Origin of the sequence: Geofilum rubicundum JCM 15548, from assembly GCF_000974365.1 — a bacterium.
In the GTDB taxonomy this organism is placed as follows: domain Bacteria; phylum Bacteroidota; class Bacteroidia; order Bacteroidales; family Marinilabiliaceae; genus Geofilum; species Geofilum rubicundum.
Genome location: NZ_BAZW01000032.1, coordinates 24,850 through 46,281, shown reverse-complemented (window position 1 = coordinate 46,281; position 21,432 = coordinate 24,850). Strand labels below are relative to the sequence as shown.

Genomic DNA, 21,432 nt, shown 5'->3' with positions numbered 1-21,432 from the left:
CCATCTATCCTTAACCCATTCAACCCTTTTACCTTTTACCCCATCAACCCATATACCCATATTTCCCAATCAACCCTATTTACCCATCATACCTTATACCCTATCAACCCCATCAACCTATTGACCTATTGACCTATTGACCTAATACCCTATCAACCCCATCAACCCATCCTACCCATTCAACCCTTCTTAAAAAAAAACCATGTCCAAAAAAAACAACAAAGGCGGGATCATTTTCAGTACCAATCCCGATTATAGCTACGAGGAAGAAGAGAACGATGCTGAAACCTTATCGCCGGCTCAGCAAAACCTGAAGGTTTGGCTGGATAAAAAGCAGCGTAAAGGAAAAATAGTGACCCTCATTACCGGCTTTATTGGCGGTGCGGATGACCTCAAAGAGCTCGAAAAGAAACTCAAAAACACCTGTGGAAGCGGGGGCAGTTCCAAGGATGGAGAAATTCTGATTCAGGGCGATCACCGTGACAAAATCCTAACTTTTTTAACAGCCAACGGGTATAAGGCCAAAAAGGCAGGCGGATGAAAATACCTAATTGTGGGGATTTGGTATTCCGTTACAAATGTCCATTTTTGCAAAGCAAAAGGATAAACAAAAGGTGACGCTACCAAAGAATCATATCATCGCCAAACATTTAGCCATCCCGACAGGGGGATTGCTGCTTTTATTGCACCTGTTTATTTCCCTTTCTTACACCTTTTTTCTACATATCCATACCCTCGACAATGGAAAGAAGGTGCTTCACTCCCACCCTTTTACAGCTTCCGACGCAGAAGGGGACCCCATGCACCAGCACCCGGGCAGCGTTTATCAACTATTACCCGATTTAAATGACTATCTGGACGTTCCGGAACATGGCCAAACATTCACCCTCAACACGGCCGCATTCTTCGGCCAAATGCCGGTTATTTATGATCTCCACTTCAAAAAATGTCCACAATTTCTGCGTGGACCTCCCGCTTTAGGATAACACAGACACTCCATTTTACCTGTTTTTCACATTGAGCTGATATAGTGCTTTTACCACAAAAAAGCGCGGACAGGCTAATGTTGTGCGTCCATGTAAAATAGTGTCTGCCAGAAAATCACTCATTGAAAAGTCTTTGAAAAAATGTGACAAGGACGAGTTATCTATTTATAAAAAAGATTAGAACCTACAAACATGCGAGCCATCATAACCATCATCACACTTTTATTTTTTATCCCACTTATTTCTATTCTAAATGCCAACAAGCCGCCTGTGGCCAATATCAGTGGCACCATAATGACCAAAGGTGAGCCCGTCCCCTATGCCTCGGTACAAATCAAGTCCACCACCATTGGCACGGCCACGGATATCAATGGGGCTTTCCGACTGGAATTACCCGAAGGCACTCATCAGCTAAGGGTGCAGGCCATGGGCTACAAACCGACCGAAATAAGCATTGATGCCTCCGAAGCCGTTACCGGTAACTTTAACATCGAAATGGAGGAAGATGCTCTGCGATTGGAGCAGGTAGTGGTGACGGCCGACCGCGACGAGCGCAGCCGGAAGGAATCCACTTCCATCGTTAACGCCCTAAGTTCTGATATGCTCAGCAACTTACAAATCACCTCCCTAAGTGAAGGTCTGGCCTTTTCACCCGGCTTACGGGTGGAAAACAATTGCGGCAATTGCGGCTCTTACCAGTTACGCATGAACGGTTTGGACGGCCCCTACTCACAGGTATTGATCAACGGCCGACCCATTTTCAGTGGTCTGGCCTCCGTTTATGGTCTGGAACTTTTGCCGGCCAATATGATCGACCGGGTGGAGATCATCCGGGGTGGCGGATCGGCCCTTTACGGCAGTAACGCCATTGGTGGCACGGTGAACGTGATCACACGTGAACCCATCAGTAATCGCTATGAGGTGCAATTGCAAACGTCCATGGTGGGCGTGGGCAGCAGCGCCCAGCCGGACAACACCATTCAGTTCAACACCACACTGGCCTCGGAAAACAGCAAGCAGGGACTGGCCATTTATGGTTTTCATCGGAACCGTTCGCCCTACGATGCCAACGGGGATGGCTTCTCGGAACTGTCAAAAATAAAAAACAGCACCATGGGCTTGCACTACACGGTAAAACCCGGTTATAAAAGTAAGATAACGGCCGACTATTTCCATATTGGTGAAACACGCCGTGGCGGGGATGCCTTCGACAAGCCATTGCATGAAAGCAACATTGCCGAGGCCGCGGAACATCAAATCAACTCCGGCAATGTGGCCTGGCACCTGTTCACAGCACCCGATCAGGAGTTGTCCTTCTTTGCAGCGGGGCAGTCGGTCCACCGCGATTCCTATTATGGCGCCTCACAAGCTTTGGATGCCTATGGCACCACCAAAGACTTCTCCTATTCAGCCGGCAGTCAGTACAAAATTAACAGTGGCGCCAACAATGTGATTATGGGTATAGAAGTGAATGGCGGCCAATTGGAAGATGAAAAATTGGGCCGGTCGGATGAAGCCAACACGCTGGTTTCCGACCAACGGTCGACCGTTGGCGGTGTCTTTTCGCAGTGGGAAAGAAAAATGGGGAACTTTTCGGTTTCAGCGGGACTGAGAGCGGACCATTATTCCATTGAGGACCACATTTCCCATTCAGACATTTCGAATACGGTGCTCAGCCCCCGATTGAACATCCTCTATGGTTTAAACAACCATGTACAGACCCGGGTTTCCTATGCCAAAGGTTACCGGGCCCCTCAGGTGTTCGATGAAGATTTACATATCGAAACCTCTGAAGCCCGTCAGGTAACCCACGTCAATGCCAACGATCTGGAGCAGGAAACCAGCCACAGCTACATGGGATCGGTCAGCTATCAAATGCAAAGCGATAAGCAAAACCTGGAATTGTTGGCGGAATTCTTCTATACCGATCTGCAAAATCCCTTTGACAATGAATTTGGTGAGCCCAATGAAGAGGGGGTAGTGGTTTACACACGGGTGAATGAAGCGGCAGGCGCAGTGGTAAAAGGAGTAAATATGGAAGCAACCTGGATACCGTCGGACAAATGGCGCATCAATGGCAGCTATACCGTTCAGAGCAGCGAATTTGGAGCGGCCCGGGAGTTTGGCGAAAAGCGCTTTCTCCGGACACCCAACCATTACGGTTACCTGTCCACCGAATGGAATCCATCAGAAAAAATCACTTTCAACACCAATGCCACCTACACCGGCGAAATGCTGGTACCCTATTTTGGTCCCCTGGCGGGCGAGGACGGCGAATTGCGGACATCGGACAGTTTTTTCGACTGGTCGGTCAATCTAAAGTACCACATCCGCACCAACGTGGGTTCTTTCCAAATTTTTGCAGGTTTGAAAAACATTCTGAATAGTTACCAGAGTGATTTTGACAGAGGTGGCGAGCGGGACCCGGGTTATATATACGGACCGACGGCTCCACGTACTTTGCAGTTTGGGGTTAAAATCAACAATTTTCTATAATGTATTTGTAAGCCATCGAGGCACATTCAAATACAGATCAGATTCAAAAACTGTTTTGCTCAAATACTCTGTAAGCAGAAACCCAAAACTGTCATCAAACCATAAAAACCGACTTTGGTCAAAAAACATCTGTTAACGAATACAAAAACAAGCAGGAAATTCCACTAAAAAAGTATTTTTGCAGACAAAGCAGGAAAAAATCCGCTTTTTGAAACCAAAAAACAGATAGAAACTGTTTAAAAATCCCACTCAACAGGGCGTTTTAAACAGTTTCTTAATACAACCATTAAATTCGTATTTTTTTATGAACATTCAGGCACAGGAACTTAACCGTACAATACAGGATATTAATCCGGCACTATTTGAAATGTTATCTGAACGGGGAAAATCCATTTTCTTTCCCAAGAAGGGTATCCTTGGACAAAGTGCAGAAGCCAAGGGCACGGCCATTAATGCCACCATTGGTTCTGCCATTGAAGATGACAACAGCCCCATGCGCCTGAAATCGATCAGCAAAAACATCAACCTGGAGGCCTCAAAAGTCTTTCCATATGCACCCAGTTTTGGAAGGCCGGACATCCGTGCCCGCTGGCGTGAAATGATATTAGAGAAAAACCCGGCGCTCAGTCTTCATCCCTCGGTTTACCGGTTGTAACCAGCGCATTGACACACGGCATCAGCATGGCCGGTTATATGTTTGTCAATCCGGGTGAGGAAATCCTTGTTCCCAGTCTGTTTTGGGGCAACTACAACCTGTCATTCATCAATGCTTACGATGCCAAAATAAAGCCTTATAACCTGTTTAAAGGGGAGGGCCTGGACGTGGCTGCCATGGGTGCAGAACTGATGAGCGAGGGCGACAAAAAGATTTTACTCTTGAACTTCCCCAACAACCCCACGGGGTATTCTCCGGATGTCCGTGAAATGAAGGAGATTATTTCTGCTGTGGAGCAAGCGGCCAAGGCAGGAAAAAAGATCGTGGTCATTTGTGACGATGCCTATTTTGGGCTGGTTTTTGAAGAGGGCATCGAGGCCCAGTCGCCATTTGCCTGGCTGGCCAATTTGCATGAAAATGTTTTGGCCGTTAAAGTGGACGGCCCCACCAAAGAAGATTATGTTTGGGGATTCAGAGTCGGCTTTATGACCTACGGAATTAAAGGAGGTACGGAAGCGCTTTACACGGCATTGGAAAACAAAACAGCAGGAGCCATCCGGGGGAGTATCTCCAACACCTCCAATCTTTCCCAATCATTGCTGCTCGAGGCTTTTGATTCCCCCACTTATCAGGAGGAGAAAAAGGAGAAATTCAATATTTTGAAAAGCCGCTATGAAGCGGTCAAACAAGCCATGAAAAATCCGGACTACGCCGAATTTTTCAAAGCCAAGCCTTACAATTCAGGCTATTTTATGTGTATTGAATTAAAGGATGGTCTCGATGCCGATGTGGTACGCAGGCTTTTGATAGAAAAGTACAGCATTGGAACCATCAGTCTGAACAATCTGCTAAGAATTGCTTTCTCAGCAGTGGCGGTCAAAGACATTCTAGCCTTGTTTGATGGCATTTATTCTGCCTGTAAAGAGTTGACTGTATAAAATTTAAAATCAGCAACTTAAAAAACAACAGCAAACGATTACAATATCTACCGTCAAAAAAACAAAGGGGCTTGTCTGTGCGACAAGCCCCTTTGTTTTTTCCCTTTACTTTGGGACCGTAGCGCTACGCATAAATACCCATTTTAAGGCCATCACTGAGCAGTCTTACAGTTTTTAGTTATTTTTACCATTCAAGGCACCAAAAAAAGGCATCTGAAGTAAGCAAATTATGACATCACCTATTTACAGTCATTTACTTTTACCCTATGTGATAGCGATGTTTTTGGCCATTACCATGGGCGGAAGCGGAACAGGTCCCTCTTTTTCAGTTGCTTACGGTGCCAATTTGATCAAAAAGAGTTTGATTCCCGGACTGTTCGGACTCATGGTGTTTATCGGGGCCATTGTAGCGGGTAAAAACACTTCGGTAACACTGGGAAAGGACATTCTGCCGAGTGAAATGATGACCTACGGACTGGTTTCCATCATTCTCCTGTCGGTTAGTTTGTCGCTGCTGTTTGCCAATATTGTGGGGATCCCCCAATCTACCAGCCAGGCCACCATCATGGCCATCACCGCTCCGGCTCTCTATTACAACATGCTCAACACCAACAAATTATTGGTGGACATTCTCCCCACCTGGTTTGTACTGCCCCTCATATCCTTTATCCTCTGCTTTTTGATAGGAAAGTACATTTACCACCCCATACGAAAGCGGGGCTATCTGATGTCTGCCAAGACCCATAGCCATCCCATTTTGCAAGTCCTGGTGGTGGGTATGTCGCTCTACGTGGCCTTTAGCATTGGCGCCAACAATGTGGCCAATGCGGCCGGTCCCATTGCCTCCATGACGCTCAATGAGATGGACATAGAACCCACCGAACACAACTTTCTGCTGATCATGATGCTGTCCACGCTGATTGTGGCACCCAACTTCGCCATAGGCAGTTCGGTTTTTGGCAACAAAATCATGCAGAACACGGGCAAAGAGATCATTCTTTTCGGAAAAATAGAAGCCATCATTATCGCCTTCGTCACCGCCAGTCTGCTGCTTATGGCCTCTGTCTTCAAGGGGGTACCGACTTCCCTCGTACAATTGAATGTCGGCGCCATTTTAGGCATTGGCGTGGCCAAGCTTGGGGCGAAAAACATCTTCAAAAAGACCGAAGTCAATAAATTCTTCATTATTTGGTTGATTTCTCCGATTATGGCCTTCTCCATTTCTTTGTTTCTGACCTGGCTGGTGGATTGCTACGGATGGTAAACCGCCTGACTTTTTCGATTCTTTATTACCTTCCTTCAATTTTCTGATAGTCAAAAACGGACCAATTGTCTAGCTTTGAATGGTGGCGGGCAAGCGGTATTAAAAGCGGCGAATTTTGTATCTTGCAGAACATAGGATGATTCTCACCCAAAGATGACCTTAAAATGAAAAGAAATCTCACACTAAGGCGGTTGACCTTGCTTTTATGCACTTCCATTTTTTGGAGCCAACCAATGGTCTCAGAAGAACAGAGTCCGGATTCGGTGTACCTTTTTGCTTATGCCACCGAAAAAAACAACCACCACAACGGACTGCATTTTGCCTGGAGCGACAACGGAGAACAGTGGGCGCCTGTTGGCCCGGAGCATTCTTTTATTAGAAGTGATTACGGCACCTGGGGTGGTGAAAAAAAGATGTTTGACCCCTTTCTTTTCCGCGACAACCAGGGTCTGTGGCATTTAATATGGTCGCTGAACCATTACGACGATGTATTTGCTCACGCGGCCGTGGACGACCTGATTCTGTGGCGCCGTCAATCCTACCCACAGGGAGTGGAGGGCCGGAATGTTTTACTGCCGGAGGTGACTTTCTCCAACAAAGACCAGAACTATCGAGTGACCTGGCTGTCGGTGGCCCATGAAGACTCAAGCTACTACGCCAGTACCACCAATGATTTCAAAACCTTTAGTCCTCCCCAGGAAATACAGGCAGCCAAGCGTCAGGACCTTCGCAGGGACATCGAAATATCCGGTAACATGGAAAGGGGAACCGTTCACAAGGTACCCCACTCCATGGTTATCGAACTCATTGCCGAGCATCAAAAAACAGAAGCACGCAACAAGCTGTGGTCCGAAACCACCAAAGGTGATTCAGCCCGCTTTGCCGGTCTGGAGCCCCTTAAAGTGTCGCTGAGCGTTGAGGGAAGCAAAAGCAAGAAGATATCCGAACAGCTGATTGGTATTTTCTTTGAAGATATCAACTATGCCGCAGATGGTGGTTTGTATGCCGAACTCATTGAAAACAGAGGCTTTGAGTATGCCTTATCGGATAAAAAAGGCAGCGACCCCGACTGGAACAGCTTTAAGGCCTGGGCGGTCAAGGGGGACCAAATGACGCACCGTATAAAGACAGAAAATCCGCTGCATCCTAACAATCCGCACTATGTGGAGCTAACGGTTGCGGACAAGGGCGGCGCCTTGGTGAATGAAGGCTTTGGTGGGATCCCGGTAAAAGCGGGTGAAAAATATGATTTCTCGATGTTTGCCAAGGTCATGAAGGGAAGAAAGGGTAAAATACTGGTCCGCCTGATGCATGGCGACAATGAAGTGCTGGCTGAAACCGAAATTAAGCGTATTGGTTCCGGATGGAAGCAATACAGTGCCGAGCTCACGGCCAGTAAGACCATTGACAATGCCAGACTGGAGCTATTGCCCCAGTCGAAAGGCACTCTGGCACTGGACATGATTTCGCTTTTCCCGCAAAAGACCTTTAGGGGTCGAACAAACGGACTGCGTGCCGATCTGGCGCAGACCATCGCGGACATCAACCCAAAATTTGTACGCTTTCCCGGTGGGTGCGTAGCCCATGGCGATGGTCTGGACAACATCTACCACTGGAAAAACACCATCGGTCCGCTGGAAGCCCGCAAGCCACAGCGCAACATTTGGAATTATCACCAGTCGGGCGGACTGGGCTACTACGAATACTTCCAATATTGCATGGATATTGGCGCGGAACCCATTCCCATTGTGGCGGCCGGGGTACCCTGCCAAAACTCATCGTGCGGGGGTGCCGGACAACAAGGGGGCATTCCCATGGAGCACATGGACGATTACGTGCAGGATGTGCTGGATTTGATTGAGTGGGCCAATGGCTCACCCGATACGTACTGGGGTAAAAAAAGGGCAGATGCGGGACATCCTGAGCCTTTTAACCTCAAGTATGTGGGTGTGGGCAATGAAGATTTGATCACCGATGTTTTTGAGGAGCGCTTCACCATGATTTATGAGGCCCTCCAGGAAAAGCATCCCGAAATTGTGGTGATTGGAACGGTTGGTCCCTGGTTTGAAGGAACCGACTACCGCGAGGGTTGGGATTTGGCCCGAAAGCTGGATTTGGCCATGGTAGATGAGCATTACTACCAGCCACCGGGCTGGTTCATTTACAACCAGAATTATTACGACAATTACGACCGCAACAGCTCTAAGGTTTATCTGGGAGAATATGCGGCCCATCTGCCGGGACGCCCTACGAATCTCGAAACAGCACTGGCCGAAGCGCTCTATCTGACAGCTGTGGAACGCAATGGCGATGTTGTAGAAATGACCTCCTATGCCCCACTGCTGGCCAAAGAGCGTTTTACCCAGTGGAATCCCGATCTGATTTATTTCAACAACACAGAAGTGAAGCCAACTGTGGGGTATTATGTGCAAAAAATGTACGGCCATAACATGGGAGACCGGTATATAAATAGTCGGATCGACCTGAATGGCGATTATGAAAAAGCCGTTGAGAACCGCGTTGCTGTATCGGTGGTTAAGGACAGCCAGGGGCAGGCGCTGATTATTAAACTGGTCAACATGCTGCCGGTGGCGTTGCAAACCGGGCTAAAGGTGGAGGATTTGAAAATTTCTGCCACCCGGGCGACACGCACCGTTTTGACGGGACACCCGGGCGACAAAAAACTCTTACCGGTGGAGGATGAAATAGTTGTGGGTTCTGACTTTGAAGTGGAGCTGGCTCCCTACTCATTCAGCATAATCAGAATAGAGAACTAAATTTAATAGATCTCATCGTCACCGCTATACTCAAACCAGTGGTAATCGGCACGGATATCCGCATCGCTGTCGCCCAACGAAACGGTGTACAGGCCATAGAGACAACCGACAAAGCCACCGGCGCTTTGGGTACTCAGGAAGCGGGCGTCCTGCTCTCCGCCGATGGTAGACCAGGTCTGCCCATCTTCAGAAAAGCTAAAGGTGTATGTATCGTGGTCCGATTCAATTCTCAATTGCAGTGGCGCCTGGCCGTCTCCTTCCAATAAGGCAGAAGCATCAACTCCAATTCGTAGAGCGAACTTTCGGCATTGGAACGGAAGAGTTGCACTACGGGCTGACCATTTTCGAGGGATTGACAGAGGTAGTAAAAACGGTTCTCCTTTTGAAGTATGGCAATACCCGCCTTGTGATCTTCTGTCTGTGGTGTAAATTCAATGGCCGTAGTGGCGGAACTCACCAGGTGCTGTTGCCGACGTCCGATAAAGGAGGGACTGCTTTCAAGCATTTTCTCACCCGGCAACAACTCCATGCTCAGCACACCGCCAGGAGCGTCGATCTGGTACCATGGGCGGTCGGGCACGCGAATATGCACCCAGGTCATATCCAGCTCATCACGGGTAAAATCATCTCTCAGAGTAAAATTACCGTTCAAAGGACGGATTTCTTCCAGATTCTTCAAGGCCGAATTAAAAGCATAAGTGTATTGCACCTCTTCAAAATCGGGATTGATAACAGGCCAGCCATCTTCCCAGCGAACGGGTGCCATGAAGGTCTCGCGTCCGGTATTGTAATGGTTGCCCTCGTAGGGGCGACAGGCCAGGAAGACCGACCACCAATTCCCTTCCAAGTCCTGTATCAGGTCGGCATGCCCGGTGCTGGTGATGGGATTGGGCCGGTTGGGATCGAGGTGCATCTGGGTCAGAATGGGATTCTTCTCCCAGGGGACGTAAGGTCCCCTGATATCTTCACTTCGAAAAATGACCTGACGGTGGTTGACGCTGGTGCCTCCTTCGGCGGCCGACAAGTAATACATGCCGTCGATATGATAGATATGCGGGCCTTCGATCCATACCGGCTCCTCGCTGATATCCACGCCACCGTTGACCAAAATGGTGGGCTCGCCAACGACCACTTTCTCATCCATATCCAATTCATAAAGGCGGATGGTGCGGTGTCCTTCATACAAGGGCGTGTTGTCAGGTGCATCGCTGTTATAGACCATGTAAACTTTGTCCTCATCGAAAACCAGAGAGGGATCGATGCCGGAGACTTCCGGAAAGAAGGTCGGGTTGGACCAGGGATCGGATGGGTCTTGTGCGCTTACCACAAAATTACCGCGCCCCCAGACTTCGGTGCAGGCCACATAATAGGTGCCGTTGTGGTACTCAATGGTGGGGGCAAAAATGGCCTCATTGCCCAGACCCAGACCTTCGAACTGCACCTGTTCAGGGCGGTTCAATACATGCCCTATTTGTTCCCAGTGCACCAAATCGGGACTGTAGAAAATGGGAATGCCGGGAAAATAGCCAAAGGTAGAGTGAACCATGTAGTAGCCATCTTCACCGGCACAAACACTGGGGTCGGGATAAAATCCAGGCAGTATGGGGTTAACAATGGTGGTTGGCTCGTATGGGGTATTGGTTGCTTGTTGACATTGAGAAAAAAGCACAGCCAGACCCACGGCCAAAATAAAAAAGTGCAGTTTTTTGAATAGAATAAACTTCATAGCAGAAAAGATGAAGGGAGGAAAACTCACGGAATTTATACGGACCAAAGCACCTAAAAAATCGGTAAACACAATTTCACACCTAACATTTATGTTGCCCGTACGTCCTTCCGTGAGTCCCTCCAAAGTTAAAATAATTTATGAAATTAAAAAAGTCATTTGTACTTTTTTTGAATGATTAATTAGTTGTGATGCAACATCTCAAACTTCGTTTCCTTGAGCTCATCCAGATCGTGGACAGGTCGCTCCAACTCAGCAGGGATGGGTCTTTTGGAATAAGTCTGGAAATAAAGCAGGCACGCATCCCGCCACCAAATGGCTTCCCGCGTTTGCACCTTAAATTTAAATTGAATGTCGGCAAAGCGCTGGTCATCGATGAACCCTTCCAACCTGTCCCACTCCCTCTGAAAATGACGGGCCTCTTCAACACCGGCATAATACCTGTAAACGATCGAATTCCAAAGCGTTTGTCCACTCTTTAAGCGGTAGTCCCATGGCAAATGGTGGAACCACAAGAGGAGATTCTCCGGACAAGTCTCGGGGGAATTATACAGCTCCTTTACGGGACTAAAATACTGTTCTACCGCATTGCTGCCCGTTTCACTCCGGTCGAAACCAATACCGTACGCACTGGCCTTATGATAGTAACGGGGCAGCCAGTCGGGCCGCGCCCCTTCAATATCCGTCCACGGCTCTGGTCCGTAATGGTGACTCCAGCCCATCAGATGGTGCAGACCCAGCGGGGTCATATAATCCACCACGCTTCACGCGAGCGCATCATCATATCGGTCAGGGGCCCGACAAATGCCGGGTTGTGCGAGAGCGTCATTTTAATCCACTCGTCGGCAATGTCCTCACTGCTCAATTGATGGTCCCAGGCCAAACGGCCAAAGGCATACCAGTTCGACTGGATCAAATGGTGTCCCGTCCACGTTGTGTCCCTGCCAATATTGGCCACTCCGGCGATAGCGGTTAAGGTCTGCGGAAACAGGGTGCCATCGGTGGTTCTGGCCACGGTAGAACCGGGGCCTTTGGCCCAGGTATCGGCATCGAGGACTTCCTTCCACATGGTGGACAGGTAGGCCAGGTGATCGGAAAACCCCAGATACTCCTGCGTGATTTGAAATTCGAGCATGACCGGTGTTTTTTGCATGGCACCGAAGAGCGGACTAAAGGGTTCGCGGGGTTGGAAGTCGATCGGTCCGTTTTTCACCTGCACAATCACATTGTCCTCAAATTTCCCGTCGAAGGGCATGAATTCATTGTAGGCCTGACGTGCCCGGTCGTCATCACCCGGCTCGTACACAAAGGCCCGCCACATCACAATGCCCTCGTGGGCTTGAAGGACGCGCGCCAGCATATTGGCCCCATCCTGATGGGTACGTCCGTAGTCCATAGGACCAGGCTGTCCCTCTGAATTGGCCTTGACCAAAAAACCGCCGAAATCAGGGATGGCCCGGTATATCTCGGCCACCTTATTTTCCCACCATGCTTCCACGTCGGGGTTCAGCGGATCGGAATTCTCCAAGCCGCCAATGACGGCGGGTGAGGCAAAGTTAACCGACATATAAATCCGAATGTTATAGGGTCGGAAAATATCCGCCAGTTGGGCAAATTGTTGAATGTATTCCGCCGTCAACACATCCGGATTGGCATTGACATTATTAATGGCGGTGCCATTAATGCCAATGGAAGCATTGGCCCGGGCATATTGCCGGTAAAAATCCTCCAATTCAGAAAATTCTTCCGTTCGGTTCCAGAATATAGAATGGCCGGCATAACCCCTTTCAACGGTGCCATCCAAGTTGTCCCAGTGGTTTAAAAGGCGCAGGTCGTATTTGGGACTTTCAACAACTGCCAGGTTTTCTAAGGACTGTCCACTCTGCATCCGGCGAAGAAGCGCAAAGGTGCCATAAAGCGCTCCGGCAGAAGAATTGGCGGCCACAACCGTCATGCTTCCCCCCTTCACGTCCATGGTGCGCAAAACATAGCCTTCCTCCCCTGCCCGACTCAGCTCATCCTCCAGACCCAAATCAGCAATGACTTTTTCGCTGGTAGTCCCCACCAAAAGGGTGGCGGCTGCCGGACGACGGACCTGCTGAACCGCTTTCCCGGTCAGTCCCTCAAAAGCAGCGAGGAACTCATCTTTGGCTGCAGCCATGGTGGCATCACTGCCGGCAAACTGAACCGACCGGATGGTCTGTGAATAGCTGGCGCTAAGCTCTGACGGCAGACGCTGGTAGCGTAGCCACAAGTCGGCACCCGTCTCTGCCTGTGCACTTACAGATAGCCATAAAATACCCAAAATCCATGCGATAAACTTCATCTTCATTTTGTCAATATTAATAGTTTTATATTAATTAAAATACCTAGTGCTCAATATCATCCAATTGTCTACAACGCCAATCAACTTGATTTTTTAACGTAAATTTTCGATGTCCTAATTTTCTATTTAAGGTATCAAAGAACGATTGTTTCCTTGCAGTGGTTAGAGATTTCTATTTTTTAAAACTCTCCTCCGGTCCCAGGTAGGTATTTTTCAGTCCACCGGTATCCACCACGATTTTTTGAAGCACCAGACCGGGCGAAACCATGTGGTACTTGAGCGTATGTTGTCCGGCCGATTCAATGCTGTGTTCGCTGGTATGCACCATGATGCTGTTACCCACCTTTTGGTACCAAGCGTTGTCCGACGCGTCGGCATGGGCATTGATCACAACAGGTGCATCGTCATCAAAAGAGATACCATAATGCAGGCCCTCACCTCCCGGATAGTTTAAAGTTGGAGAAAAGTACGCGTGTACCTTAACCGTGCCCGGCGTGCGTAAATACAGCTCATACTCGATGGAGGGGCCTTCACCGGCGACCTGCTCTTCTACCCGATAAGGCTGAGCCACCATGCCATCTAAAGTGCGCCCTATATCAGGAATAACCAACCAGCTGATGGCATCCGTTTCGTTTACCCTGGAATAATTGGACGACTCCATAGAGACATACCCCCTGGTCTCCACAAATCCACTGATGGCCGCTTTTTGAGCCTCGGAGGGATTCCAGGCGCTCAGCTTCACATCCATGGACCGCTTACCGGCCTTAACGTTAACCACTGCCTCATTGAGTCCGACAGGTGCCTGGTCCCAGTCGATGGAGACATAAATCCGCTTCTGATCATCGATGCTGCCTTTGGCAGAGCTGAATTTAACCCATTTTTGTTTGGATGTCAGTCGGTACTTAAACGACTGGTCGCCCTTATTGAATAGCTCCAGGTAGTAAGACGGCTGGTTAAAAACATCGAATTCAGGCAGGCGATCGCTTTCGGATGAGTAAACAGCACCATGGCCTTCCACCTGCATATCAGGCTGAGCACCGCTTAACACAGATACCCTTTCCGTTTTAGGAACAACATTGAATTCGGGCTGCTGCCAATAGGTATATCCAATACGGGTTTGCGCCATCATGTGGTTCCATTTCCCTTCTGCCATACCGGTATGAAAATAATGGGTCATCAATGAATCCTTCTCATAATAATGGCGCACGCTATCGGCCATTTGATTGGCCATGCTTCTGCCCTGCCTCGCATACAGATGATTTTTAGCAGTGGCATGATAGAGATGATAGAGGTTGGCGGCCGCTCGATGGGATACAATACCAACTGATAATAGGCATCCCGGTAGTTATCAGGGATTTGCTCATTCACTTTGGCTGCCTTGGCAGCCAAAGCATTGTACTCATCGGCCACGCGTTCAAACTCCCGGTAATTCAGGAGTGAAAAAGTATTCCAATCCAGCATCTCCGGCTTGCGACGGCCGTTAATTTTTCCATAATGGTCCATAAATCCGGCAATCTCTTTGGCATAGTTCTCACCAAACTGCTGACGGGCCCAGACCTCCGAATATTTGGCCACATCCTCTGCTTCAAAACGGTCGGGGTCCCATGCCAGGTCCAGGTAAAACTGGATGGGAAATTCCATGGGCTTCAAATCACCCACATTCACCACCCATAATTTATTAACGCCATGCGCGTAGGTCAGCTTGTTTTGCTCCCATATTTTGGGCAGCGGATTGGTATTGATCCATTTGTAGTTACGGGGTCCTCCCACATAATCGAAATGGTAGTACATACCCAGTCCCCCCTCCCGGGCCCGCTCCTTATCATCCGGCATGCGTCGCACATTGCCCCAGTTATCGTCACAATACAACAGCATAATGTCGTCCGGCACGCGCATGCCCATATCATAATATTCCTGCACTTCCTTATAAAGGGCCCATACCTGAGGGACCTCTTCGGCAGGTTTTTCAGTAACTTCTTCAATAATTCTTCGCTGATTGGCCACAATATCGGTCAATAAATCAATGTTTCTGTCGTCGCTCATGGCCTCATCGCCATCGCCCCGCATACCAATGGTTATAAAACTCTCATAGCCATTGTTGCGCGCTACGCCTTCCGTCCAAAACTGATCCAGCTTCTCTTTATTTTTAGTATAATCCCAGAGACCTTCACCGTAACGCGACCATTCCACATGGGCCCGCATCATGGGCTCATGGTGCGAATAACTGATAACAATGCCGTATTCATCGGCCAGAATGGCATTGTTGATATCATCGTCGGCATGCGCCTTGCCCCACATGGCCGGCCACAAAAAATTGCCCTTCATGCGAAGCAGAAGTTCATACACATGTCCATAAAAGTCCGCATTGAAATCGCCGAAATTCTCCCGAACCCAACCGCCCAAAGCAGGCTCTTCGTCGTTCAGAAAAATGCCCCGGTACTGCACTTTGGGTTCCCCCAGATTGTATCTGCCGGCTTTGACATATAATTCAGATTGTTTTTCAACCGGCACATCGGCCCACCAGTACCAGGGTGAGACCCCTATTTGAGCCGACAAGTCAAACATGCCAAACATGGTGCCCCGCTTATCACTGCCCACAATGACCAGGGCTCTGTCTATGCCCTCCAGAGGGTTTTCCACCACCTGAATCAGCGACACCTCCCAGCGTCCAGCCACATCCGATACATCTATTTTACCCGCTGTTACCAGTCCGTCAATAAGCGAACTCTGCCCCAGCGTGCCTATAATCACCGCACTTTTCAACCCCGAAAAATCCTTTGAAATAAGTTCCGGTCTTTGTCCGGTCACCATCAAAAGGTCCTTTTGCAAATGAGCGGCCACCCGATGCACTCCGGAATAATCATTTTCTGCCACAATCAGTGGTGCAACTGAACCATTCCCGAACAACGGAAATCCACCACTTGCATCACTAAATGAAACATAGGGCTGAGTTTTAAAGGTGCTGCCCAAATCATTTTGAGCTTTAACCCCCATAAATACAATCAACAACAACAAAATCCCACACCAACCTTTCAGCATCCTGACTACCATATCAACAAATTTAACATTGAAACCACAAAAAGCTGTTCCAATAGTACCCATCATCCTCATTGTCCATATTAACACAAAACAACGGACTATTTTCTCTATTGGAACAGCCTTAAAAAATTATCTACCTATTGTCAAACCTTCACCCATTTAATATCCAGGATTTTGGTATTCCGCTTTTTCAGCCTCCGTCATTTCTAGTCCGTCGATCTGTCCCGATGGTATTGGGCGCAGATAATGGTACTTTTCAATGGTTCGGTTAATGGTCTGTGCTTGTCTATCCAAACGTTCGCGACCAGCAATTTGGTAGCTTCCTGCCAATTCTTCCCACTTCTGAGTGCGAACCAGGTCAAACCAACGGTAGCCTTCAGCAAAATACTCACGCGAACGCTCCGCAAGAACATAGTCAATGGTAATCTCCACTGGAGTGGCGGCCATCATAGCTGCACTATTGTCTTCCTCCCTGGCAACATTGCCATTGTTGTCCCAATTCCATTTTCCGGCACGGGCGCGAATCACATTAATCAGTTCACGGGCCGAACTGCCAGCCTGCACCGATGCACCTTTAACAGCAGCCTCAGCAGCGATAAAGTAGAATTCGGAGAATTTGGCAATGTAAAATGGACGGGTTAATGCCCCGTTGGGCTGTCCCAATCCGTCGCCACTATCGGTACGATAGGTCCCCAATTTCCAAACGGTAGGATATCTCAAACGACTAATGGCACTTGGCTCAATAACAAAATCTGAGCGTCCGGACAAAGTTCCACCCCCTACATTGCTGTAATCAAATCCAGCTAATTCCTTGCTACTAGTTTGAGTAGGATAAACAACATTGGCATTATCCTCATCCAGGAAAGTCAAAATGGCATCTCCGTTAGATACAGGAAGTCCGTTTGCATTGTACAAAACCTCTTCAGTGACACCCCCTTTTTTCCAGTTTCCACGGAAAGTAGTCACAAAAGTGGCGTCGTACCGTGAGTCGAGTGTTTTGTCGGCAAAAGTATTGGTGATAGCACCAATGGTAGGCGCCATACGGGTCCATGGACGACCATAGGCCTGGGCAGCCTCACGCTGAACAGAGCTCACCTCATCGGTCCATGCTGCATCTTTAGCACTTCGGATGGTTGTGTAGTTCCAGGTTACAAACCAAGCAGCAAAATTCTCAGGTGCGGCGCCGTTACTCCAACTAAAACTAGCGGCATTGTAATACTCACTTTCCTCAGTGTGATCGGCATACAGCATCATCTCGCTGTTGCGATCATTGGCACCCAAATGCAGATCATAAAAAGTCTCTTGTAAAGCATAGGGGCCTGGATTGTTAATTCCATCCAAAGCTATATCATAAGCCTCCTGGAAATACCAATCTGAACTGTTCCTTCGGGATCCTGACGGGCAGCTTCCGGATAAGTCGGAATGCTGTTGGGATTCTCCAACCACCAGGCATAGGTCAAATAAGCCTTTGCCAGGAACAAGCGGGCCACATTTTTGGTAACCCCACCGGTGACCCGGGGATTCTCAGGCAAATCTTCAATGGCCTTTAACAAATCAGGGAAGATGGCTTGCGTATATACTTCAGGAACGGTGTTACGGACAGAGACACGCACCGGATTGGTATTAAATTTCAAGACCCCGGCTCCCAGATCTAAAGGAACGCCTCCAAAGGTTTGTACCAATAAGAAATAGTCAAATGCGCGAAAGAAACGTGCTTCGGCAATCAATGCGTCAGAGATGGTGCCAACAGCCTCAGCATTCTCGATGATACCACTGGCTGTGTTTATATTGGGGAAAGCAGCTCCCCATAACACATCCGAACGACTGCTGGAAGGAGTAATACTTCCCACGCCCGACAAGTCCATGTCTCTAAAGTTGCCATCAGCACTTTGGGCATAAGTATATTCATCTGTACCGGTAAGACCAGTATTAAAGTAATATCCCTGGCCGTAAATATACCGCATATGGGCATACAGCGAAGTCAAACCCCCATTCACACCCTTTTCAGTTTGAAAAAAGCCGGGTTCGTAAATGCTTCGGGGCTGCTCCTCCAAAACATCGGAGCAAGCCATAAAGGAAAATGCGATCAGCGCAATCCCTATATATGATTTAAAATGCTTTCTTTTCATGAAAATATATTTTTTGTGAAATTGCAAATTTAGAAGGTCAAGTTTAAACCGAATATGAAATTACGAGTGGCCGGTGAGTTGGTACCCACTGTTAGCAAACGCTCTCTATACTGGGTGGTAACCGCAGCATTTTCATCCCCGTAAGAGTTAGACTCAGGATCCAGACCAGTTTCGTCGTTGAAAGGTGAAAACATAACAAATGGATTCTGAACCGTCGCATAAACCCTCATGCGTTCTACGCCCACGTTATTAAGGAAAGCATTATTATTAAAGTTATAACCAAGGCTAATGGTCCTGACCTTCAAATAAGTTGCATCAAAATATCCCAGGGTTGTACCGTATTTTGGGTTGTCAGCGCTCGTTGAGCCACCAGGTTTTGGATAAGAGGCGCCAGTATTCTCAGGCGTCCAATAATCCACCTTCACATTGTTTCTTCTTCCGCTCAACATGTTTAGGTAACCAGATGAGGAGTGAAGGGTACTGATTAAAATGCCATCCTTTTTGAAGACGCCCACCATGGTCAAATCCCAATTATTATAAGCTAAACGAGTATTGAAACCACCTTGAAACTTAGGCTCAAGACTTAAAATCTGACGGTCGTCGGGACCAATAGCACGAACAGGGACTCCGGCAGAATCGTATTCGCCAGTATACTTGACTTTAATCATACCTACATTGCCACCTCCTCCTTCAAGAACATCCAGATGAGGGTCACCTTCCTGCCACAGCCCCACCTTCTCATAATCAAAAATCACATCGATAGGATGGCCAACAAACCACCAGTTGCTTTCATCACGATCCTGACCAGAAGCTAGTTGGGTCAATTCATTGCGGTTGGCATAAAGGTTAAAACCGGCGTCCCAGCTAAAACCATTACGGTTGTCGATGATTGTGCCGTTTAGGGTTAATTCAAATCCCTTGTTTTGAGATTCACCTATATTGGCCATATAACTTCCCACACCAGAGGTCGAAGGAAGACTTACTCTGAACAACAAATCTTTGGTATTCTGCTCATAGTATTCAAAAGTTCCGTTTAAACGATGGTTCAAAACTGAAAAATCAATACCATAGTTCATGGTTTCAGTAAATTCCCAACCAACTGGGCATTTGGCAACTCAGACACATAGAACCCTGAAGCAAAATCGCTTCCAAAATTGTATGGACGAATAGACAGCCTGCCTAAAGTTGAATAAGGGTCAATAGATTGATTAGAGGTCTGTCCATAACCTACACGTAGCTTTAATTGACTCAACCACACAACGTTGTCCATAAAAGGTTCACTCTTGATATTCCAACCCGCTGAAATAGCAGGATAAGTATGCCATTCATGCCCAGGGGCCAGACGTGAAGAACCATCAGAACGCAAAGCCACGGAAAGCATATACTTATTGTCGTAGGCATACATCGCACGACCCATGTAAGAAGATAGTCCGCTGACATAGTACTCCTGATCACCGGGATTAACTGTCAATTCACCATTGGCTTGTCCCAAATTGTAGAACTGAAAGTGGTCGGAGGGAATGTCCCGGGCAGAAAGCCTTGATTTATTATACTGGGTTTCCTCTGCAGAATACAGTGCCACCAAGTTCAAATTATGCTTACCGAAGCTCCTGTCGTAGGTAATCAAATTTTCAACCACCCAATTGATCGTGTGAGCATTTTCAATAGCTGCAGTTGAAGGATTGTCGGCAGTTACATTAAAGACGCCTTCTCCAGTGTATTGGCCAAAATTCTCCTGACGGTAGTTCAAACCAAGGTTTACGCGGTACTTGAGGCCATCTATCCATGGCACTTCAACTTCTCCGTAAAAAGAGTTATAGGTACCAAATGCACGGGTCTGATTAACCCATCCATCACCCAGATTTTCAATGGTCTCACGTGTATAAACCCATTGGTCATCCTGAGGCATCCGAATGATGCGCTTCAAATTACCGTCCTCGTCATAGGGGCTTGCCAACGGGGAAGCACTAAGGGTGCTGTAGAGTCCAAGGTTGGCACCATTGGTAGTGGCAAAACTACTGTTAGAAGTAAAGCCGAAATTCAAATACTCTCCTACTTTTTGATCAATGGCGGCGCGCATGGAATAACGATCGTAATTTTGCCCTGGCAAAAGTGACTCATCGAGGTAGTAACCAATTCCAAAGTTGTAGTTGGCATTTTCAGTTCCTCCTGATACACTAAGGTCGTGACTGGCCACCATGCTGTTTTTGTACATCAAATCTTGCCAATTTGTATCGTTGGTGCTCAATTCTTCCAGACTGTTGGAGAATAAACCGGCTGCTTCTCGCAATTCTGAGAACTCAGCTGCGTTCATCATGGGATATTCTGAAAACAGGGTTTTAACGCCTGTATAACCATTGTATGAAACACGAGCTTCTTGGCCCTTCCGTCCTTTGTTGGTGGTAATTAAAATGACCCCATTGGCACCACGAGAACCATAAATTGCTGTAGCAGAAGCATCCTTTAAAATGTCGAGACTCCTGATATCACTGGGACTAATATCTCCAATTTTACCGGCAAAGGGAATCCCATCCAATACAATCAAGGGATCGTTACTTGCATTCAACGAACGCGTACCCCGAACTCTGATCTGCATTTCAGCGCCGGGTTTGGAAGAAACCTGAGACATTTCGACACCAGACACACGCCCTTGCAAAGCCTGGGTTACGTTGGCAGAGGCAACTTCCCGCAGCTCATCACCACGCACCGAGGCCACAGAACCGGTTATAGCTTCTCTGCGCTGGGTTCCGTATCCAACTACAACGACCTCATCCAATCGCATCAGATCTTCTTCCATTGTCACGTTAATTATGCTTCGCCCCTGTATCGGTATGTCCTGCATCTGAAAGCCCACAAAGTTAAATCGAAGTACGGCATCAGCAGGTACTTCAATCACGTAGTTACCATCAATATCGGTAATGGTACCGGTGGTGGTACCCACTACCACGATATTAACCCCTGGCAAGGAGGCCCCATAGCTGTCAAGGACCTGTCCCGAAACAGAGACATTTTGTGCCAGTGCCACAAAATGCACGCACAAAAAGAGGAATAACGTAAATATTACCTCCTTTTTAAAGACATCAATTTTTTTCATAG

The 21,432-nt window shown here is 47.9% G+C and carries 15 protein-coding genes and 1 pseudogene; 7 read left to right on the top strand and 9 right to left on the bottom strand.

What is annotated here, in order from left to right; translation table 11 throughout:
• The first annotated feature begins 202 nt into the window (after nt 1-202).
• From JCM15548_RS13440 to JCM15548_RS13410, 7 genes are all read left to right on the top strand, one after another.
• Nucleotides 203-541, top strand: coding sequence for a translation initiation factor (locus JCM15548_RS13440; RefSeq protein WP_062126351.1), 339 nt, complete (start codon nt 203-205; stop codon nt 539-541).
• Nucleotides 542-578: 37 nt separating this feature from the next.
• Nucleotides 579-986: a DUF8478 family putative metalloprotein gene (locus JCM15548_RS13435; protein ID WP_062126348.1), complete on the top strand. Its 408-nt coding sequence runs from the start codon at nt 579-581 to the stop codon at nt 984-986.
• A gap of 192 nt (nt 987-1,178) precedes the next feature.
• Entirely contained in the window at nt 1,179-3,482 is a 2,304-nt protein-coding gene (locus tag JCM15548_RS13430) for a TonB-dependent receptor (protein WP_062126345.1), read from the top strand.
• 304 nt (nt 3,483-3,786) lie between these two features.
• A complete protein-coding gene (locus JCM15548_RS13425; RefSeq protein ID WP_062126342.1) occupies nt 3,787-4,137 on the top strand; it encodes a hypothetical protein in 351 nt (116 codons plus the stop codon).
• Between the two features lie 8 nt (nt 4,138-4,145).
• Nucleotides 4,146-5,075: an aminotransferase class I/II-fold pyridoxal phosphate-dependent enzyme gene (locus JCM15548_RS13420; protein WP_262487057.1), complete on the top strand. Its 930-nt coding sequence runs from the start codon at nt 4,146-4,148 to the stop codon at nt 5,073-5,075.
• A 229-nt stretch (nt 5,076-5,304) separates the two neighbouring features.
• The gene (locus JCM15548_RS13415) at nt 5,305-6,339 is read left to right on the top strand and encodes an inorganic phosphate transporter (protein WP_062126336.1); all 1,035 of its coding nucleotides are present in this window, start codon (nt 5,305-5,307) and stop codon (nt 6,337-6,339) included.
• Between the two features lie 164 nt (nt 6,340-6,503).
• Nucleotides 6,504-9,116 (top strand): alpha-L-arabinofuranosidase family protein, encoded by a 2,613-nt coding sequence (locus JCM15548_RS13410; RefSeq protein ID WP_062126333.1) that lies wholly within the window; start codon nt 6,504-6,506, stop codon nt 9,114-9,116.
• Nucleotides 9,117-9,118: 2 nt separating this feature from the next.
• Here the strand turns inward: JCM15548_RS13410 and JCM15548_RS25615 are convergent, their stop codons facing one another.
• The 9 genes and pseudogenes from JCM15548_RS25615 to JCM15548_RS13380 all read right to left on the bottom strand — a co-directional run bounded on the left by JCM15548_RS25615 (nt 9,119) and on the right by JCM15548_RS13380 (nt 21,430).
• Nucleotides 9,119-9,379 carry a beta-xylosidase family glycoside hydrolase gene (locus JCM15548_RS25615; protein WP_157482765.1) on the bottom strand — a complete coding sequence of 87 codons (261 nt, stop codon included), beginning with the start codon at nt 9,377-9,379 and terminating at the stop codon, nt 9,119-9,121.
• Nucleotides 9,346-10,968 carry a glycoside hydrolase family 43 protein gene (locus JCM15548_RS13400; protein WP_062126327.1) on the bottom strand — a complete coding sequence of 541 codons (1,623 nt, stop codon included), beginning with the start codon at nt 10,966-10,968 and terminating at the stop codon, nt 9,346-9,348. Before JCM15548_RS13400 ends, JCM15548_RS25615 begins: the two co-directional genes overlap by 34 nt.
• Nucleotides 10,969-11,024: 56 nt before the next feature.
• Nucleotides 11,025-13,168: pseudogene (locus JCM15548_RS13395) on the bottom strand (alpha-glucuronidase family glycosyl hydrolase).
• A gap of 172 nt (nt 13,169-13,340) precedes the next feature.
• Nucleotides 13,341-14,375 (bottom strand): hypothetical protein, encoded by a 1,035-nt coding sequence (locus JCM15548_RS21720; RefSeq protein WP_157482763.1) that lies wholly within the window; start codon nt 14,373-14,375, stop codon nt 13,341-13,343.
• Complete coding sequence (locus tag JCM15548_RS21715) at nt 14,345-16,219, bottom strand: glycosyl hydrolase 115 family protein (protein WP_162198247.1); 1,875 nt, start codon at nt 16,217-16,219, stop codon at nt 14,345-14,347. Before JCM15548_RS21715 ends, JCM15548_RS21720 begins: the two co-directional genes overlap by 31 nt.
• A 147-nt stretch (nt 16,220-16,366) precedes the next feature.
• Entirely contained in the window at nt 16,367-17,548 is a 1,182-nt protein-coding gene (locus JCM15548_RS24130) for a RagB/SusD family nutrient uptake outer membrane protein (protein ID WP_227625807.1), read from the bottom strand.
• A gap of 2 nt (nt 17,549-17,550) precedes the next feature.
• Complete coding sequence (locus JCM15548_RS24125; protein ID WP_227625806.1) at nt 17,551-18,336, bottom strand: RagB/SusD family nutrient uptake outer membrane protein; 786 nt, start codon at nt 18,334-18,336, stop codon at nt 17,551-17,553.
• Between the two features lie 29 nt (nt 18,337-18,365).
• On the bottom strand, nt 18,366-19,412 hold the full coding sequence (locus JCM15548_RS24120) for a SusC/RagA family TonB-linked outer membrane protein (protein WP_227625805.1): 1,047 nt from the start codon (nt 19,410-19,412) through the stop codon (nt 18,366-18,368).
• On the bottom strand, nt 19,409-21,430 hold the full coding sequence (locus JCM15548_RS13380; RefSeq protein ID WP_227625804.1) for a SusC/RagA family TonB-linked outer membrane protein: 2,022 nt from the start codon (nt 21,428-21,430) through the stop codon (nt 19,409-19,411). The genes JCM15548_RS24120 and JCM15548_RS13380 overlap by 4 nt, the downstream gene beginning before the upstream one ends.
• Between the last annotated feature and the right edge of the window lie 2 nt (nt 21,431-21,432).

Coding starts and splice junctions, on each gene's coding strand:
- JCM15548_RS13380 (WP_227625804.1), bottom strand. CDS start 21,430: ATGAAAAAAATTGATGTCTTTAAAAAGGAGGTAATATTTACGTTATTC.
- JCM15548_RS24125 (WP_227625806.1), bottom strand. CDS start 18,336: ATGAAAAGAAAGCATTTTAAATCATATATAGGGATTGCGCTGATCGCA.
- JCM15548_RS21715 (WP_162198247.1), bottom strand. CDS start 16,219: ATGGTAGTCAGGATGCTGAAAGGTTGGTGTGGGATTTTGTTGTTGTTG.
- JCM15548_RS13440 (WP_062126351.1), top strand. CDS start 203: ATGTCCAAAAAAAACAACAAAGGCGGGATCATTTTCAGTACCAATCCC.
- JCM15548_RS13425 (WP_062126342.1), top strand. CDS start 3,787: ATGAACATTCAGGCACAGGAACTTAACCGTACAATACAGGATATTAAT.
- JCM15548_RS13415 (WP_062126336.1), top strand. CDS start 5,305: ATGACATCACCTATTTACAGTCATTTACTTTTACCCTATGTGATAGCG.
- JCM15548_RS24120 (WP_227625805.1), bottom strand. CDS start 19,412: ATGAACTATGGTATTGATTTTTCAGTTTTGAACCATCGTTTAAACGGA.
- JCM15548_RS13430 (WP_062126345.1), top strand. CDS start 1,179: ATGCGAGCCATCATAACCATCATCACACTTTTATTTTTTATCCCACTT.
- JCM15548_RS13435 (WP_062126348.1), top strand. CDS start 579: ATGTCCATTTTTGCAAAGCAAAAGGATAAACAAAAGGTGACGCTACCA.
- JCM15548_RS13410 (WP_062126333.1), top strand. CDS start 6,504: ATGAAAAGAAATCTCACACTAAGGCGGTTGACCTTGCTTTTATGCACT.